16 protein-coding genes are annotated in these 17,351 nt (G+C 56.5%); 6 read left to right on the top strand and 10 right to left on the bottom strand.

Annotated features, from left to right (window positions below):
- Positions 1–50: 50 nt before the first annotated feature.
- From EQG79_RS11625 to EQG79_RS11645, 5 genes are all read right to left on the bottom strand, one after another.
- Positions 51–536 carry a hypothetical protein gene (locus EQG79_RS11625; RefSeq protein ID WP_129601546.1) on the bottom strand — a complete coding sequence of 162 codons (486 nt, stop codon included), beginning with the start codon at positions 534–536 and terminating at the stop codon, positions 51–53.
- A gap of 409 nt (positions 537–945) precedes the next feature.
- Complete coding sequence (locus tag EQG79_RS11630) at positions 946–2,544, bottom strand: hydrolase (protein ID WP_077923357.1); 1,599 nt, start codon at positions 2,542–2,544, stop codon at positions 946–948.
- A gap of 140 nt (positions 2,545–2,684) precedes the next feature.
- A complete protein-coding gene (locus EQG79_RS11635) occupies positions 2,685–3,305 on the bottom strand; it encodes a methyltransferase domain-containing protein (protein WP_077923356.1) in 621 nt (206 codons plus the stop codon).
- 388 nt (positions 3,306–3,693) lie between these two features.
- The gene (locus EQG79_RS11640) at positions 3,694–4,047 is read right to left on the bottom strand and encodes a SnoaL-like domain-containing protein (RefSeq protein ID WP_206445583.1); all 354 of its coding nucleotides are present in this window, start codon (positions 4,045–4,047) and stop codon (positions 3,694–3,696) included.
- Between the two features lie 73 nt (positions 4,048–4,120).
- Positions 4,121–5,023, bottom strand: coding sequence for a helix-turn-helix domain-containing protein (locus EQG79_RS11645; RefSeq protein WP_236648883.1), 903 nt, complete (start codon positions 5,021–5,023; stop codon positions 4,121–4,123).
- Between the two features lie 475 nt (positions 5,024–5,498).
- Here EQG79_RS11645 and EQG79_RS11650 point away from each other — a divergent pair, with 475 nt between their 5' ends.
- A complete protein-coding gene (locus tag EQG79_RS11650; RefSeq protein ID WP_077923355.1) occupies positions 5,499–7,205 on the top strand; it encodes an IlvD/Edd family dehydratase in 1,707 nt (568 codons plus the stop codon).
- Positions 7,206–7,212: 7 nt separating this feature from the next.
- Complete coding sequence (locus EQG79_RS11655; protein WP_129601547.1) at positions 7,213–8,007, top strand: SDR family NAD(P)-dependent oxidoreductase; 795 nt, start codon at positions 7,213–7,215, stop codon at positions 8,005–8,007.
- On the opposite strand, the gene EQG79_RS11660 is transcribed toward EQG79_RS11655, so the two are convergent.
- From EQG79_RS11660 to EQG79_RS11680, 5 genes are all read right to left on the bottom strand, one after another.
- Positions 8,004–8,609, bottom strand: a complete 606-nt coding sequence (locus EQG79_RS11660) for a DJ-1/PfpI family protein (RefSeq protein ID WP_129601548.1) — start codon at positions 8,607–8,609, stop codon at positions 8,004–8,006. The two genes, EQG79_RS11655 and EQG79_RS11660, sit on opposite strands and share 4 nt — an antisense overlap.
- 18 nt (positions 8,610–8,627) lie before the next feature.
- Positions 8,628–9,551 (bottom strand): EamA family transporter, encoded by a 924-nt coding sequence (locus EQG79_RS11665; protein ID WP_077923352.1) that lies wholly within the window; start codon positions 9,549–9,551, stop codon positions 8,628–8,630.
- Between the two features lie 119 nt (positions 9,552–9,670).
- Positions 9,671–11,101 carry a leucine-rich repeat domain-containing protein gene (locus EQG79_RS11670; protein WP_129601549.1) on the bottom strand — a complete coding sequence of 477 codons (1,431 nt, stop codon included), beginning with the start codon at positions 11,099–11,101 and terminating at the stop codon, positions 9,671–9,673.
- Positions 11,102–11,265: 164 nt separating this feature from the next.
- A complete protein-coding gene (locus EQG79_RS11675) occupies positions 11,266–14,082 on the bottom strand; it encodes a M16 family metallopeptidase (protein WP_129601550.1) in 2,817 nt (938 codons plus the stop codon).
- Between the two features lie 125 nt (positions 14,083–14,207).
- Positions 14,208–14,972, bottom strand: coding sequence for a LytR/AlgR family response regulator transcription factor (locus tag EQG79_RS11680; protein WP_077923349.1), 765 nt, complete (start codon positions 14,970–14,972; stop codon positions 14,208–14,210).
- A 477-nt stretch (positions 14,973–15,449) separates the two neighbouring features.
- Between EQG79_RS11680 and EQG79_RS11685 the strand changes: the two genes are divergently transcribed.
- The 4 genes from EQG79_RS11685 to EQG79_RS11700 all read left to right on the top strand — a co-directional run bounded on the left by EQG79_RS11685 (position 15,450) and on the right by EQG79_RS11700 (position 16,960).
- A complete protein-coding gene (locus EQG79_RS11685) occupies positions 15,450–15,683 on the top strand; it encodes a hypothetical protein (protein WP_129601551.1) in 234 nt (77 codons plus the stop codon).
- Between the two features lie 124 nt (positions 15,684–15,807).
- Positions 15,808–16,335, top strand: a complete 528-nt coding sequence (locus tag EQG79_RS11690; RefSeq protein ID WP_129601552.1) for a DUF2975 domain-containing protein — start codon at positions 15,808–15,810, stop codon at positions 16,333–16,335.
- 3 nt (positions 16,336–16,338) lie between these two features.
- Complete coding sequence (locus EQG79_RS11695; RefSeq protein ID WP_129601553.1) at positions 16,339–16,587, top strand: helix-turn-helix domain-containing protein; 249 nt, start codon at positions 16,339–16,341, stop codon at positions 16,585–16,587.
- A complete protein-coding gene (locus EQG79_RS11700; RefSeq protein ID WP_077923346.1) occupies positions 16,553–16,960 on the top strand; it encodes a hypothetical protein in 408 nt (135 codons plus the stop codon). The genes EQG79_RS11695 and EQG79_RS11700 overlap by 35 nt, the downstream gene beginning before the upstream one ends.
- Positions 16,961–17,351: the final 391 nt, after the last annotated feature.

The following is a 17,351-nucleotide window of genomic DNA, read 5'->3' on the forward strand; positions in this document are numbered from 1 at the left end:
TAACCTACTGATTGCGAGTTTATTATTGTCTGGTCAAGGGCGGTGTCTGTTCAGTAGGTTATCATTCCCTTATACGTAATTTCGCCCGCCGGTTTAGCCGGGTTGGCTATGGCATTGCCGACAAAAGAGCCACTGGCTTTCCGGAATTTGCCGGTTCCGCCGGCAATGGTGTGGGTTACGGCAACGGTTGATGTGCCGTCAGAATTGGGAGTAGATGTGCCCTTGAATGTGGTTGTGAACGTATCGCCGTTGTCGGCATAAAAGGTAGCTTCCCCCCCTACGGCGAAGGGAGGAGGGGGCGTGATGGTAATCGTAGCCGTAGCGACAAACCGGGCAATGTCGAGCGGCCTGGCGGGCGAGGTTCCGGTTGTTCGCTGCTTCAGCATTGGCGCCGGATTGAGCAACTCGTTCGTCGTGGTGTATGTCCCTTCGTAGGTGACCGATACGGGGGTGTCTTCCTTTTCGCAGCTAACCAGGATGAACAGCAATGCACATACGCCTGGCAGGAGCAGTTGGCCTGTGAATCTGTTTTTCATGATGCTTTCGTTGACGTGATAAAAAGAATGACTCGTTGCGGCCCGACGCTTTGCGTTGAGCGTTTGTTAACCCCAAAGTAAAGGCACCTGACAAGCCTGGAAAAGCCGCATCGAGCCGCTGGGGGCGTTCGTTTACTAAGTGGGCCTGTTTGCCGGTTAACTGATAGTCAGGTAATTGCTGCCAAACCCGATACGGTACCAGAAGCGCTCACCGTGCCGGAAACGCACATTGATCAGCCGGGGGTAACTGATCGATGGTGGCGGGTCCAGGCTTTTTCGGCGCGTTTGAACGCAAGAAAACCTTCCGGTTAGTCGCGCGCGGCTCAGGCCGTACGGTACTAAACGCGAAAGGTTTTCGCTGTCCAGCCAGTCCTGTCAAATGCCGGACCGGCTCAGGTATGGTGTATGTTTATTGCAGTTTTGCCAGCCAGAGCGACGCGTTGATGTGGAGCGCGGGGTGGGAGGTGTAGCCGGAGGGGGCATCACCCGACCAGCCGTTGAACAGATTATCGGCCGTATCGCCGGTACCATCGTCAGACGGAGAGCTGTCTCCTACGAATACGATCCGGCCACTGCCGTAGGTCGAGAGCAGGGCCATGGCGCCCGTGGTGCTGCCTACGGTACGGCTCATCCGCCAGAAGAGCCCCTGAACGGTGGCATTGTTAGTTGGGTAGAGGGTGGCGGTGGTTCCGGCATAAAAAGCCAGCTTCGAGGCCGTTCCGGCTACCCCTGCCAGTACTTTCTGGGCGTTGGCGTTGCTGCCGGTATAAACCCGGGTCGTTGGCTGTTCGTCAATGTCAACGTAGTCGACGGTGAAGCCGAATGGCCGGTTGTTGTTGATGCCATTGTTGGTCATCAGATCATTCCAGACGCGGGGTGAATCGTAGCCGTCGCCATCGCGGTCGGAGGGGAGGTACCCGTTGGGGTCGGTTCCGGTCAGCGACGGAGCCGTATGATCCGCTACCATCATCAGCCCACCGCCGTTGGCTACGAAATTCATGATGGCCGTTTTCTCGCTGGCCGTAAACAGCCGGTTCGGCTCGACCACGACGAACACATCGTAGTTGCTCAGGTCCTGCGCATTGCTGGTGTTGTTATAGGTAATGGCCGTGCCGTTCGGCAGCGATTCGACCAGGTTGCCCCGTTTGACCAGCTCTACCGCCCAGGCCGACATACCGCCTTTCCAGTACGTTTCGGGCGTCGACGAGGTAATGCCGGTATAGGAAGGCGTGGGGAAGCGCTGGGCTTTGGTCTCGACGGTGGTACCACCCGTATAGGTCGGTACCGATTCAGTGCCGTCGGCGTCGATCTGCCAGTCGGCATTCCCGGCGTTTTCGCGTTTGCTGGCGTCGAACAGGAATTTTTTGCCCGTGCCCGGTTGAGGGGTTCCGCCCCCGCTATAGTCATTGATGACGATGTCGTCGAGATTGATACGGTTCGTTGACCCCGACAGTTTCCTGAATTCGATCCGAACCGTTCCCGACACGTTCAGGGTAAACGTCTGGGTCTGTAACGAAGCGGTTGTAGTAATAGCCCCACCGGCCTGGGTCCAGCTGCTTCCGCCATTGGTGGAGTACCAGAGTCCCCACTGGCTGGCCGCATCGGTGCCGTAGGTCGCGTGTTTGACACTGACCGTACTGATGCCCGATGACTGATCGAAGAGCATGGTTAGCCTGCCGGTGTTGCGCAGACGGGCCGACCACGAGCCCACCCGCTTGTCGGCACTCAGGTTGCCGATAACCCCATCGTACAAATTCCAGGATTTAGCCTGAAGCGTCACGTTATCGCCACTGGCCGAGCCGGCTGGCGACACGTCATAGGCCGTTTTGGGGCTGGTCGTGCCCACGTCAAACCCTTCCGTGAGAGAAACGGCCAGCGCTCTGGCGCCACTGAGCGGATGGCTGGCCGGTAGCAGCGAAGGGTCCTGAACCGGCTGGCAACCCAAAATAAAGGCACTCGTAAGGCCACCCGTTAACAGCAGATGTTTTAATTTTAGTAATTGAAGCATAAAAAGGGGTGTATTGGGTAAAGTGTAAACTTTTGCAAATAGCCCAAAACCCCCCAATTATGCTACAAAGTCATCGTTACCTTTCTATTACGTTAACGACAGGCCGTCGCCGGTTCCAATGCACTGGCTCCGCTGCCTGCTTATTTGGGCTCGATCCGGAAAATAGACGAGGTTTCGATCGTAGTGTCTTTCTCGGTGGTGGCTTCGCAATAACCGACCACCGGAAAAGGTACGTAGTCGATGAACTCGCGCAGGTTGGTAAAGTACTCGGTTCCGTAGCGCTGGGTATTTTTATAGAAGACCAGGTTGTTGATAAAGTATTTGCCGGGGAAGTGTTCGGCCATGATGGCGAAAAGGTCCGATAACTGCGGCAGCACGTACCAGGTCAGTTCGGCAAACAGGATAGCGTCGACCTGAGGGTACCGGGCCAGGTTCTCGACCCGATCAGCCGTAAACGAAAGGTGCGGAAACAGGCTCTTTGCCCGGCTGACGGCCGTTTCTGACAGTTCGATCCCTTGCGGAATAATGCCCGTTTGCCGGTAAATCTCCTGGGAGTAGTACCCCAGGCCGCTGCCACACTCCAGCACCGACTGAATCCCGAACTGTTTGAGGTGCAGAATGCCAGCCTGCCGCGAATAGGGGTTGGGCTGTTTATCCTGCATCCAGGGCTGGTCGAACTGCTGATACATCTCGTCAAATCGTCCGATAAACTGACCGTCTTTGATGACATAGTCGTGATACGTCTCCTTCTGCTGGCTCATGGTATAACGTTTCTTACTAGTTTGTAAACTAGGTGTACCATGTGTCTAGTATAGTTGTTCAGGAAAAATCATCGGTTTGGGTTCGTCGTGAAATCGGATTCAGCCTGGTTCTTCAAGTCGTTCACCGTTTCGGTGCAGGAGCCGGATTGAACACCTCATTCGTCGTAAAAAATGACGGTGGCCAGCCCAAATCCAGCACTGACGACGTTGGTTCGGAAAGGCTCCGGTTCCACGAATCGTTGCCCGGATGCCCGGCGGGTTCACGTCCTGCGCCAGCGCCTGACCGCTGGACATTCCGGTGATGAACCATGCCTTCTGTTCCATAGGCAGTCGGGGCTGTACCCGTCGGTGGCCGCCCTCCAACAAGCGGCCGCCGACGGGTAATGACTTAGGCGAAATACCGCTCCCGAATAATTTTACCATCCTGCCAGTCCTGAATGGCCACTTCCACCACCTTTAGCAGCCCGCTGGTGTTGTCGAGGTCGACCGACCAGACGATAAAGCTACGATTGCCCTTAACGATCCGGCCAACGGCGCTGAAATCCCGTACCATAACAATGTCGGCAAGTTGTTGGTGGCCCATTTTATCAATCCGGGTTTTTCCCTGGTGAGTTACCCCATCCAGATCGGTCTTTTCGATGTCGTCGTGGTAAAACTTGGCAAAGGCTTCCATGGGTTTGCCCTCAGCTACCAGCGCAATGAGTTCATCAACGGCGGTTGTAATTTGTGATTCCGTCATCATCCTGTTTATGCGGTTAAATGTATGCTACAAAGGTGCAGCAGGGTGGGGCGGACCAGGTAACACAAAACCGCACTTATTGAGTAGGATTCGGAGATTTTCCCCGGGCAATGGCCTGTGCTGAGGCTTTGAACGCCGTGGGCGACAGACCCACTTCAGCTTTGAAGAGTTTGGCGAAGTAGGAACCATCGAAGTAGTTAAGCCTGGCGGCTACCTCGGCAACGGACTGATCGGTAAAGGTTAATAACCGCTTGGCTTCCAGAATGCTGCGTGACCGAATGACTTCGGTGGCGGTTTTGCCGGTTATGCGTTTAGTGACCTCGTTGAGGTGGTGCGGGGTGATGTTGAGCCGGGCTGCATACGTGCTGGCGGTGCTATTTTCCAGAAAATGCGCATCGACCAGATTTCTGAAGTTTTTATAGATGACAAAGTATCTTTTAGAAACGGCCTGTCCGGTCTGGGTATTGATCGACCGTTGAACCTGATGCAACAGCACGTGTAGCAGCGACTGGCAAATGGGCAGCGACCGGTCGGCCCGGCGGTGTTCGGCCACGAGCAGGTCAATGGTGTGTTTAATTTCGGCGTAGCTATCCGGGTCGGGCAGCAAGCAGGGGTTGGCGTAAAAATTATCCAGGAAACTCAACTCAAAAAGCCGGTCGGGATTGCTATGATTGAGCAGGAAAAAATCGGCCGTAAACATAATCGTGCCGCCGGTCACGGGTTTCCACTCCTCAAACGAATGAAGCTGGCCTGGGGAGATAAAAAATAGCGAATTGGCGCGCATCGCGTATTCCTGGTAGTCGATCACCTGTCGGCTTTCGCCACGTTCAATCCAGATTATTTCGTAGAAGGTGTGCTTATGAATGTCGTCCACGTCCGGCTCGTCCATCGTGTCGAACCGGGTAATTTCAAACTGGGTCGGGTTGGCGGGCTGATTGATAAAATGGCCAATGGCGTAAAAAGGGAAAAGCGCATTCACGGGTTTGTCGGTTGCAGGTTGACTGGTTCGATACAGGAGCAGACTAACGCCTACAACCAGCCGGATAGCCAATGCGTTCGATACGAGCGGATTAGCGAGACCATATATTCTGCCTTGACGCGTGAATTAGTATGCCCCGGTCGGTCGGCCGTTTCTGACAGGTCAATTCCCTAAGACATACTATCCGCTTGCCGCGGATAGGGACCGCGCTGTTTGCCCAGCCTTCAGGGTTGGTTGAGCCCCTCATACGTCTCCTCGAACCGCCCGATAAACTGACCGTCTTTGCGGCCATAGTCATGATACGTTTCCTGCTGCTGGCTCATGCGATGGTGTTTCTTAATCTGGTTGTCAAACTATGGGTACTACGTCCATAGTATAGTTGTTTAGGAAAAATCATCGGTTCGGGTTCGTAGTAAAACCGGATTCATCTTAGCTTTACCCACCAACAGTACACTGCAACTTACCTAGTCAACTCATGCCGCTTCGTTCGCAAGACTGGTTTGGCCGTACCGGTAAAGACGGCTTTATATATCGTGCCTGGATGAAAAACCAGGGTTTTCCGCACCATGAGTTTGAGGGGAAACCCGTTATAGGAATCTGTAACACCTGGTCTGAATTGACCCCCTGCAACGCCCATTTCCGGGAGCTGGCCGAAGCCATCAAACGGGGGGTGTGGGAGGCTGGCGGGTTTCCGCTCGAGTTTCCGGTGATGTCGCTGGGCGAGTGCCAGATCAAGCCGACTGCCATGCTGTTCCGCAACCTGGCCAGCATGGACGTTGAAGAAAGCATCCGGGGCAACTCGCTCGATGCGGTCATTCTCATGTGCGGCTGCGACAAAACGACACCCTCGCTGGTGATGGGAGCCTGTTCGGTCGATATTCCAACAATGGTCGTGTCGGGCGGGCCGATGCTGGCCGGGCGGTTCCGGGGTCAGAAGATTGGTACCAGCGACCTCTGGCGGTTTGCCGAAGCCTACAAAATGGGCGAGATGAGCCAGAGCGACTTCATCGCAGCCGAGGCCAGCATGGCCCGCAGCCAGGGCCACTGTGCCGTTATGGGTACCGCCAGCACGATGGCCGCCATGGTCGAGTCGCTGGGGTTGGCCCTGCCCGACAATGCCACGATTCCGGCCGCCGACTCGCGCCGGAAGGTACTGGCCCACATGACCGGTGTACGGGCGGTAGAACTGGCCCGCGAGAATATCAAACCATCCGATATCCTGACGCGCCAGGCGTTCGAGAATGCCATTGTCGTCAACGCGGCCCTTGGCGGATCGACCAACTTTATTCTGCATCTGCTGGCCATTGCCGGCCGGGTAGGGGTCGACCTGACGGTCGACGACTTCGACCGGCTGTCGGCCAAAATTCCGCTGCTGACCAACCTGCAACCCTCGGGCGAGCACTTTGTCGAGGATCTGTTCTATGCCGGTGGGTTGCCCGCGGTGATGCACGAACTTCGTCAGTACCTGCATACCGACGCTATCACGGTCAACGGCCACACAATCGGGGAGAACTGTGCCGATGCGCAGTGTTACGACCCGGCCGTTATCGCCACCATCGACCAGCCTTTCAAACCCGAATCGGGGGTAGCCGTGCTGCGCGGCAACCTCTGTCCCAACGGCGCTGTGCTGAAGCCCTCGGCGGCCTCGCCCCACCTGATGCAGCATACGGGCCGGGCCGTGGTGTTCGAAGATATCGACGACTACAAAGCCCGCATCGACGACCCCGACCTGGACGTCGATCCTGACAGTGTGCTGGTGCTCAAAAACGTGGGGCCCCGTGGGTATCCGGGTATGCCCGAAGTAGGGAACATGCAGCTGCCGGCAAAAATTCTGGCGCTGGGCGTACACGATATGGTTCGGATTTCGGACGGGCGGATGAGCGGAACGGGCTTCGGTACGGTTGTACTGCATGTCTCGCCCGAAGCGGCCGTGGGAGGTAACCTGGCGCTGGTCCAGCAGGGGGATCTGATCACCCTCGATGTGCCCAACCGAAGCCTGCACCTGCACGTCTCCGACCAGGAGCTGGCAGCCCGGCTGGTTCATTTCAAGCCCATCAATCTTGGCTACGACCGGGGCTACGTAAACCTCTACATTCGCCACGTGACCCAGGCGCACGAAGGCGCCGATTTTGACTTTTTACGGGGCGGTTCGGGTAGCGAGGTTCGTCGCGATTCGCATTAACGGGCCTATGCTTTTTTCTGGACAAACCGCCGTAATTACCGGTGCCGGTACGGGCATCGGTTTTGCCATTGCCCGGGCGCTGGTTAGCCAGGGGGCCAACGTGGTGCTGAACGATTTCGATGAAGCGCTGGCCCGGCAGGCCGCCGAAGCACTTACCGAAGTCAGCCGCCGGGATCAGGCCCGGGCCGGACGGTGTATAGCCTGCGCCGGCGATGCATCGGAGGTCGGGTTTATCCATCAACTGGTCGAGACGGCCGTGGCTACGTTTGGGCGGCTCGATATCGCCATTGCCAATGCTGGCATTACTGTCTTCGGCGACATTTTTACCACCACGCCCGATGCTTTTCAGACGATTGTAAACCTGAACCTGCGGGGTAGTTTTTTCCTGGCGCAGGCGGCTGCCAGCCAGATGCGTCGGCAGCCCGACGGCGTTCGGGGCCCGGGGGGCAGTATCCTGTTCATGTCGTCGGTGGTTGGGCATCTGGGGCACCCGGGCCTGCCGGTGTACAGCATGACCAAGGCCGGCCTCGAAATGCTGGCCCGACAACTCGTCATCGACCTGTCGCCCCTGGGCATTACAGTCAACGCGATTGCCCCCGGCGCAACCCTGACCGAACGGACCCTCGACGATCCGACCTACGTCCCGATCTGGTCACGGATTACCCCCATGGGGCGGCCGGCCACGGTCGAGGATATTGCCCAGGCGGCTTTGTTTCTGGTTTCGCCGATGTCGCGCCATATTACGGGCCAGAGTCTGGTGGTCGATGGTGGCTGGACGAGTGTCGGTATCCCGCCGGTTTAGACCCAGTGGTCGTACTGCATATACCGGGCGGTTTCGTCGGCGACGTCTTTACCTAGTAGACGGCCAACTACGTACAGCGACATGTCGATGCCTGCCGATATGCCTGCCGACGTGATAATACGGCCCGTATCGACCCAGCGGTCGGCGGGTTGTACCGTAGTCGTAGGAGATAACTGCGCCAGACTATCCAGAGCCAGGTAGTGCGTCGTCGCGGAGAGGCCGTCGAGTAAACCCGCTTTGGCGAGGAGCAGGGAGCCCGTACAGACCGAAAGGACCAGCTCGGCCCTGGCAGCCTGCCGCCGGATCCAGTTCACAACCGCCGGGTTATCGACTTCCCGCCGGGTACCGAAGGGCGTACCGTCGGTCTGGTAGCCACCCCCGCCCGGAATGATCAGCAGGTCGGGTTTGGGGTGGTCATTGAGCAGATAGGACGGGTTAATGGACAGGCCATTGCGGGCGTAAACGGGGCCCCGCTCCGCCACAGTGTATACCTGGAATGGTTTCGGGTCGGCTTTACGATCGGCGACACCGAACACTTCGAAGGGGCCCGCGAAGTCGAGTACCTCGATTTCATTAAAGAGAAGGATAGCTACATTACGCATAGTGGGTGGGCTGACGGGTTATTTTTTTCCAAGTGTAATCAGAACGACACCGGCCACAATAACGGCCGCCCCCATCAGCGACTGCGAGGAGATCGCTTCCCCGGCAAACGCTGCGCCGAGCAACATGGCCACGATGGGGTTCACATAGGCGTAGGTCGAGGCCAGCGTAGGCGGAGCGTTACGCGCCAGCCACGAAAAGGTCGAAAAGCCAACGATCGACCCGAATATGATCAGATAAACCAGCGAGTAAAGGGCCTTGGGCGGGGCGTCGAGAATGCTGAGCAACGATATCGGTTCAACGACCAGGGCTGCCAGAATCAGCACCGTTCCGCCCGTCAGCATCTGCATGCCGCTGGATAGGGCCGACGAGGCCGGCATGTTGACCCGCGGGGTCAGCAGGGTACCGAACGCCCAGCCGGTGTTGGCAATCATGGTCATACACAGCCCGATCAGCAGCCCGTCAGAGCCTCCGGGAATAACCAGTTTGCCCGGCTGAAACAGGATGACCACCCCCAATAGACCCAGCGCCGAACCCGCCAGCGCCTGCCTGGTGGGCCGTGCCCGCGCATAAAACAACCAGTTCAGGACCAGCACAAAGACGGGCAATGTGGCTACCAGCAGGGCGGTCAGGCCCGTTGGCAGGTAGTGAAGCGCCGTTCCGATGGCGCCGTTGGCTACGGTCAGGAAAAGGAGTCCCAACAGGCCGGTGGCCCGCCAGTTCGACAGGGTAGGGCGGGGCGCGCCTGACAGTCGGGCGTAGCCATAGAGTAAGGTGCCCGCTGCTACAAACCGCATACCGGCCATGTAGAGCGGGGGCATACGCTCCGTCATGAAATGAACAAAGAGGTAGGTCGACCCCCAGAGGATATAAACGGTAACGAGCGCAATCCAGAGGGTGGTTCGATTCGAGGCAGCAGGTACTGGCGTTGTAGAAACTTGCATAATGGGGCGGCTTACTGCAGGTGTAACAGCCAGCGCCCGTTTTTTTTATCCCCGTCGGCTCAATTATTCATGATTTCTTCATTCCGTCTAATAAAATCAGGATAAGGTCTAATTGAGGTTTAGTAAAAAACTTCTTTGTTTTTGGCCTGGAGCTCCCGGATCTGCCCCGCGTACGGGCTTTTCATCGCTTCCGTCCCAAACATCGGGTTACTGCTTAAATACACTTTCCGAAGCGACCTGATCTGCGTGAGTACCGTTGGGAATTCCTGTAGGTTATTGTTACTGAGATCGAGCTCTTCCAGCGCGGGGAGCGCGGCCAGCACGGGCGGAGCCACTGTTATCCAGTTGTAACTCAGGTCCAGTACGCGCAGCCTGTCCAGCCGGGCAAAGTCGGCGGGGAGCTGGCTGATGCGGTTATGGTGCGCAAACAGCACCTGCAGCCGTCGGAGTCGGGCCAGCGAGGCCGGCAGCTCGGTCAGGTCGTTATGCGATAGAGCGAGCTGTTCGAGTCGTTTCATCCGGCTGATCTGGCGGGGGAGTTGGGTGAACTTGTTGTAGTACAGATCCAGTACCCGGATGTGTTTCAGCCGACGAATCTGTTTGGGCAGCCGAGTCAGGCCGGCGTTATACAGGTTCAGGTCGTTGAGCCGGCGCAGGCTTTTCAGCAGCCGCACGTCCAGGCTGGCCAGCTGGTTGTTGCCCATCCACAGGCTTTCGAGTCGTTTGTTCTGGCGCACGGAGGCTGGTATACGCGTCAGCTTGTTCCCCTGCAGGTTCAGCGAAATCAGGTGTTTATTGGGCGTCATGAACACGCTATCGTCCGGAATGGCATTATACAGTACACTCAGCCGCTGCAGGCTGGGAATGTCGGCCGTCAGGCGGGCGGGCAGTGCGGTCAGGCTATTTTTCGACAGGTCCAGCTCCTTCAGTTTCGGGAAGCGGTACACCACCACCGGAATCGTCTTCAGGTTCAGCTGGTTGAACGCCAGCATGGTTACCGTGTCGGGGCGGGTTGTCTGCCCGGCGGCTTCGAGTGTGCTGATGATACCGGCCCCCCGGCGAACCGTGCGCCTGTCCGGTACCTGTCCTACCTGCAGTACGCTCTCCCAGCGAAACCCGGTCGATGTCCGGAGCGGAAATCGATTTTTACTGTAATACTCCTGCAGAACGTCAAGTAGCTGTTCTTCCTGCCGGGCGGTCAGCTCCGGAGTCGGAAATGAACAGAACACCCAGGCATAGGTGCCGTCGGGGTTAACGAACTCGCGGGTTTGCAATATGACGCCCGGCACCGGTAAGCGCTTTTTATTGGTTTCTCCAAACTGGAACAGTAGTCTCGTTGCCCGGGTAAGCGAGTCGATGAACCGTTTGGGTTGCTGCGCAAATAAGCCTTTCTCGCCGGGTTTTCGGGCCAGGGCAGGTGGGTATTTCATCGTCAGCTCGGTTAGGGGCAGGCCCAGCCGGGTGGTGTCGCGGAGTAAAACAACCCGGGTTTGCGCCTGCCCGGTCAGCGTCAGCCAGCAGAAAAGAGCAATCAGCAAAACGGTTTTCATGTAGCAACGGAAAGTTTAGGTCTATAACGATATTTTTAGTTTGTTTGATGTAAAAAGAGACCGGATTCCACACCATCTACTTTGTATTCGCGTTTCTGGTCAGGAATCCGGTCTTTACTGAACCCCCACCGGCTGTTGAGACCAGGGGGGCTGGAAGCTATCGGTTAGTTTTTCTTGCCGCTGCCTACCGACGATGCTGGCTGTTGTTCGGCAATCTTTTTAGCGGCCTTGGCAAAATCACCGGCCTTGATGATGGATATTTTAGCCGGGTCGATGTGCTTTTTCATGGCTGCGTTCACCTGCTCAGGCGTCAGTGATTCCATTTTCTTTTCGAAATCGGCATCCCAGGCCATGGTGCGGTTGAGGTACAGGTAGTTGTTGAGCGTGCCCACCAGCGATGGGTCCTGCGCCCGCGACACCACCCGCGACTGGAGCAGACCCGACCGGGCCGCCTGAATCTCATCGGCGGTAAAGCCGTCTTTAACCACCTTGTCCAGCTCTTCGCGGAAGGCCTTTTCGAGCCGTTCGGCGTTTTCCGGGTTGTAGATGGCGTAGGTCATGAACATGCCGGTTTTATCGAGCGGGTTGGCCTGCAGCTGCGAACCAACGCCGTAGCTGATCCCTTCTTTCTGCCGGATCCGAACGGCCAGCCGGGAGTTCAGGAAACCCCCGCCCAGGATGTGATTACCCAGTACCAGCGCCGGGTAGTCGGGATCGTCGTCGCGCAGCGGGATGTTAACCCCGGCCACCATCAGGGCATTTGCCTTGTCGGGTGCTTCGATGGTCTGGGGCGTTGGTTTGATGTCGTTATAAGGCGATACCAGCCGGCTGAAGGTCTTCTTCGCTTTCCAGGTGCCCAGTTCACTGTTGACCATCTTCTTCACCGCAGCCTCGTCGAAGTCGCCAACAACGGCCATGGTGGCGTTCTGAGCCCCGTAGAAGTCTTTGTGAAACTGCTTCAGATCATCGAGTTTGGTGGCGTTGATAGCGGCTACCTCTTCGTCGGGTGTCATCGTGTAGCGGACGTCATCTTTGGCGTAGGGGTTCATCTGCCGCTGGAAAGCGGTGAAAGCCAGCGCCTGGGGTTCGGACCGCTGCGACTCGATGCCGGCCAGCTGTTCCTGCTTGAGCTTTTCGAACTCGTTGGCATCGAAGACCGGGTTCTTCAGCACATCGCTGACCAGTTTCACTACGGCGGGCAGGTTTTCTTTGGTGGTCTTGATGACCACGTTAACCTGGTTGCCGCCCCCGAACACATTCACCTGAGCCTTCAGTTTGTCGAGCTCGTCTTTGATCTGCTGACGGCTGCGGGTGGTGGTGCCTTTGTCGAGCATGGAGGCTGTCAGGGCCGAAATCGTGCCTTTGTTGGCCAGGCTTTTCTGGTCGCCGTAGCGCAGTGTGAGCCGGGCGTTCACTTCATTGCCACGGGTTGATTTGGGCAGCAGGGCCAGCTCGATCGTGTTGGGCTGCTCGGACCGGCGCGTCCGCCCGTCGATGTTGGTCGGAGAGGGATCGAAGGCTTCGCCCTGGGCCACCAGTGCCCGACCTTTGTATTCCTTGACCATGGCCGCAATATCCGGCGCGTTGGGTACCTCGACCCGATCCGGATTGGGTTCCGGAATAAACAGGCCGATGGTGCGGTTGGATGGTTTGAAATAGAACTTGGCCACCCGCTGTACGTCGGCAGGCGTCACTTTCTCAAGGGCGTCGCGGTAGAGGAAGCCCAGCCGCCAGTCGCCGGTAGCGATGTATTCGCTCATCGCCAGCCCTACGCGTTCGGCGCTTTTGAAGCTCAGCTCAACGTCTTTCAGAAGTTTGGCCTTGGCCCGCTCCACCTCTTCTTTGGTGGGCGCTTTGATCGTTACCGAATCGAGGGTGCTGAGCAGCGCGGCCTGGGCGTCTTCGATCGACTTCTCCTTCAGCATCTCGACGGCGAAATACACGTAGCCGGGGTCTTTGGTCGTAAACGAATAGCCGTACTGCTGCGACGCTTTTTTGGTTTCGATGAGGGCTTTGTACAGACGCCCCGATGGCTCGTTGGTCAGCAGATCGGTCAGCACGTCCATGGCCGGGTAGTCGGGGTGCGAGCCAGGCATGATGTGGTAGAGGGCCGACACAACTTTGGTATCGCCCACGCGCCGGAGGGTTACCGCCCGTTCGCCGTCCTGCACCGGTTCGATGCTATAGGTTGGCTGCAGCACCCGGGTTGGGCGCGGAATAGGGCCAAAGTACTCGTTGACCAGCGCCAGGGTCTTGCCTTCATCGATCTTACCCGCTACCACCAGTACGGCATTATCGGGCTGGTAAAACTTCTTGTAAAAAGCCTGGAGGTTCTCGATGGGTACTTTTTCAATATCGGAGCGGTTACCGATGGTCGAGTTGCCGTAGGTGTGCCAGAGGTAGGCCGAGGAGACCACCCGCTCGTTCAGCACGTTTTGCGGAGAGTTTTCGCCCATCTCGAATTCGTTACGAACCACCGAGAACTCGGTAGCCAGGTCTTCTTTCTTGATAAACGAGTTGACCATCCGATCGCTTTCGAGGTCCAGCGCCCACTTCAGGTTCTCGTCGGTAGCCGAAAACGTTTCGAAGTAGTTGGTTCGGTCGAGCCAGGTGGTGCCGTTGGGGCGGGCGCCGTGGGCCGTCAGCTCCTGCGGAATGTTGGGGTGTTTGGTCGATCCTTTGAAGACCATATGTTCCAGCAGGTGAGCCATACCGGTTTCGCCCAGGCCTTCGTGTCGGGAGCCCACGAGATAGGTAATGTTTACCGTAATTGTCGGCTTCGACGGGTCCGGAAAGAGCAGCACCCTGAGGCCATTTTTGAGCGTATACTCGGTAATGCCTTCCACGGAAGCGCCTTTGGTAACCCCGGCAGGCAGGGCTACAGCGGCCGGTTTGTCCTGAGCCGATGCGGGCAACAGGCTACCGGCCAGCAGGGTGGCCGAGAGGAGCCCCCGGTAAACCCGTTTAGTAAGCGTAGTCATAGAGAAAACCAGTTAGTTGGGTAGTGTGAAAACTACCTGTATAGTTACGATGATGTTACACCCTTGTCAACGGTTTTGTGCTGGTTTTTCCAAAAAGTGGATGAACGGTAAGGCTGAAGCGACAATCAGCCCTCAAACCATTGGCGGAAGCTGGCAGCCCGCTCTTTACTGACCTGCAGTTCGAGCTGATCGCCCGGTTTCTTCAGCATGATTTCGATGCGGCCGGTATGGTGGGGCCGGTAGCCAGCCACGGCCTGCAGGCTCACCAGGAACTGCCGGTTGGCCCGAAAAAAACAGGCGGGGTCGACCAGGTCGGTCAGTTCGTCCAGCGTGCGGTAGTCGGTTACCAGTTTCTGGCCGTCGGTTGTGTAGAGGTAAATCAGCTCGTCGCGGGTGAAGCAGATGACCCGTTCTTCCGGTATCGATATGATCTGCCGCAGGTAGTGGGCCGTGAACCGGCGTTTGAAGGTGGGCTGGGCGGGGGCGTTGAGCTGGCTCAGGAACGACTGAAAATGGGTCGCAAAATCGGCCCCTGTCGGTTGCCAGCGGTGGTATTTGGCCAGCGCGTTCGCCAGCTCGTCGGGATCGATGGGTTTGAGCAGGTAATCGAGGCTGTTGAGCTTAAAGGCGCGGATGGCGTATTCGTCATACGCGGTGGTGAAGATGACGGGCACGCTCAAGTTCACCTGCTGAAAGGCGTCGAAACTGACCCCATCCGACAACTGAATATCGGCAATGATCAGGTCGGGCCGGTGCTGGCTGAGGTAATCTACCACGCTGGCTACGCTGCCCAGGGGCCCATCGATTCGGGCGGCTGGCTCGGCCTGGCTAACCAGCTTCAGCAGCTGGCGGGCTACCAGTGGTTCGTCTTCAATGAGGAGGATTGTCATACCGTTTCGAGCGGCTTCGGGGGCGTGATTCTGGCTGCAAAACTAACCGGTTTCTGGGAAGAGCGTCGCTCCGCGTACATCCGCCGAGTAACGTGTACTCCTGAAGAAAGGCACAGGCAATGATATTAAGTTTAAATGAGTTATGTATAATTCTACAACCTTCAGTGTACTCAGTTTTATCTTTCAAATAGCCCTTTGCCGTTGCCAAACTACATAATAGCGATTGATTGGTTCAGACTCTTGAACTTTTTTGTGGGCATCGCCTTATTAGAATGAGCACCTGAAACGGCCTTGGACTGTATCCTCTACGCACGTCGGGTGCTTATGTTATACTATCTGATACGGTGTTTTCAGTTCTTATACGCATGGTCTTGACGTGAAATCGTTAATGCAGCTTTTCGGGTCATCTTATCGATTGGTGCCCGGCCGGGGGTTGCAACTATGGGTTATCACCCAGACTGCAAGTGACCTTAGTTTGTGGTTGTCTTCATTCCCTTTATCTTCCAGGTAGGTTTCCGAAAAGGTCCGGCTGATGCTGTTGTTCTGATTAAGCAGGTCGAAGACCGACCGCTTCAGCTCGCCGTTCTGACGCTTGAACAGCCGCTGGGCAAGGCTGGCGTTTCAGAGCGCATACGGCTGGTTGAACCCGCCCGACAAACCGGCGTATCGCTGGTAATTGATATCCGACCGCACCACCAGTCCTTTCCATAAATTCCCAGTCAGATTACCACCTTCAAATAAAACGCCTATCTAAATTAATTGCCATTCATCAAATTTTTATTGTTTATCAATAAATAATTAGTGATACTTGCTGCCTAATCAACCATAAGCGCAAATGTCAACCACGAACATAACGGTTCTGAAAATCATGAATGTGCTTTTCTGGATCATCTTCATTGGTCTCTGTATCAAAACCGGTGCCCTCCTGTTTTCGTTTTCCGTTAGCCTCTTCGTGAGTCCGGCCGGGACCCGCGACCTCTACATGGGCCTGAATTTATCGGAACTCTATAACTACAACCTGTGGTATTACGTCCATATGGCCTCGCTGATTATCGCGTTGAATGGCCTGAAAGCCTACATCGCTTATCTGGTGGTCAACATCTTTATGAAGTTCGACCTCGCCAAACCGTTCAACCCCGACATTAGCACGCTAATTGCAGCCATCAGTCATACGGCTTTGGGCGCTGGTATTCTGGCTATGATTGCCAACGGAAGCAGCGACTGGCTGATGAAACGGGGTGTTGACATACCTGCCAATTATGGGGCGGGCGAGATACTGTTTTTTGCCGGGGTCATCTACATCATTGCCATCGTCTTCAGGAAAGGCACCGAGTTGCAAACCGAAAACGACCTGACTGTATAGTACATGCCAATCAATATAAACCTCGACGTCATGATGGCTAAACGGAAGATGTCGCTCAACGAACTGTCTGCCAAGGTCGATCTGACGGTATCAAACCTGTCTATCCTGAAAACAGGCAAGGCCAAAGCCATCCGGTTCAGCACACTCGAAGCCATCTGTCATGCCCTGAACTGCCAGCCGGGTGATATTCTGGAGTTTCAGAAAGATGAGCAGCCGCATGCAACCATTCCGCAAACGTATCCGAAACCCTAAGCGGCTGTTTCTGTTTGACAGCCTGGGAGCGTGCCTGACGGTATGTACGCTGCTGGCCGTCCTGATACCCCTCGAAAAATACATCGGGATGCCAGCGTCTATCCTGCGGGGGCTGGCTGCACCAGCCTCTGGCCTGGCACTGTACTCGGCCTGTTGCTTCTGGTTCGCCGGCCTGCGCTGGCGGCTCCTGATGGCTATTCTATCGGTAGCGAACGGGGTGTACTGCTGCGTTACGGCGGGCCTGGTTATCTGGCGTTACGGCGACCTGACGGGGCTGGGTCTCGCGTATTTCGCGCTGGAGATACTGGTGATTGGTGGCCTGGTCTGGTTGGAACGACAAGCCGTCATAGGGCCTGCCGACAGGATGTACTAATCTGGAGGCAGAACGGCCACTAATCTGGCGTGTGCTGGTAGCCAGCACAAATGCCCCACAGTACAAGACAAACAAGACAACCTGACGAGTCGATGAACACGCTGACTACATTCAGAAACGGCCCCGCCGAGCTCAGGAGCTGAGTTTGACGACCTCAGGTCGCAACTCACCAAGGGGAAGGACAGGAAACATCAGTTTTTAGCGCAGGCTGGGCAGGCATTTTCTGACTTTCATTGGCTCGACAAACTAACCCCGGTCTCCCAGAGGTGTTTGGGCAAGTCGGTTAAGCCGTTAAAACCACTCAGACAGCCAATTTTACACCCCCCAGCCCCTAAAGGGGGATCCCATTCGGCGGGGTAAACTCCGGCAGCGGCCGACCACCCCTTTAAGG

The organism is Spirosoma sordidisoli, assembly GCF_004138325.1.
GTDB lineage: Bacteria > Bacteroidota > Bacteroidia > Cytophagales > Spirosomataceae > Spirosoma > Spirosoma sordidisoli.